Origin of the sequence: Streptomyces fildesensis, assembly GCF_016107395.1 — a bacterium.
GTDB lineage: Bacteria > Actinomycetota > Actinomycetes > Streptomycetales > Streptomycetaceae > Actinacidiphila > Actinacidiphila fildesensis.
The window spans coordinates 1-301 of sequence record NZ_JAAIKO010000252.1; the positions used below are offsets into that span (position 1 = coordinate 1).

The following is a 301-nucleotide window of genomic DNA, read 5'->3' on the forward strand; positions in this document are numbered from 1 at the left end:
CTGATCTTAGGGCTGTTCTGCTCGCCGCAAAGAAGTAATTTACCGAATCCATGGCTCCAAAAGCGGAGAAGAAGCCGGCGGAGAAGAAAGTAGCAGAGGAGAAGAAGGTCGTAGAGGAGAAATCCGTTGCGGAGAAGAAGATGAAGGCTGGAAAGTCTATTCCGAAGGAAGGAGGAATCGCTGCAGGAGAGAAGAAGAAGAAGAGAAGAAGAAGAAGCGCATGAAGAAGAGCTTGGAGACCTACAAGATTTACATCTTCAAGGTCTTGAAGCAGGTCCATCCCGACATCGGAATTTCGAGC

1 protein-coding gene is annotated in these 301 nt (G+C 48.5%); it reads right to left on the minus strand.

Features of this window, described 5'->3' with window-relative positions:
- Positions 1-280 (minus strand): hypothetical protein (locus C6N31_RS44925; protein ID WP_232486370.1); only part of this gene is annotated, 280 nt, incomplete at its 3' end.
- Positions 281-301: the final 21 nt, after the last annotated feature.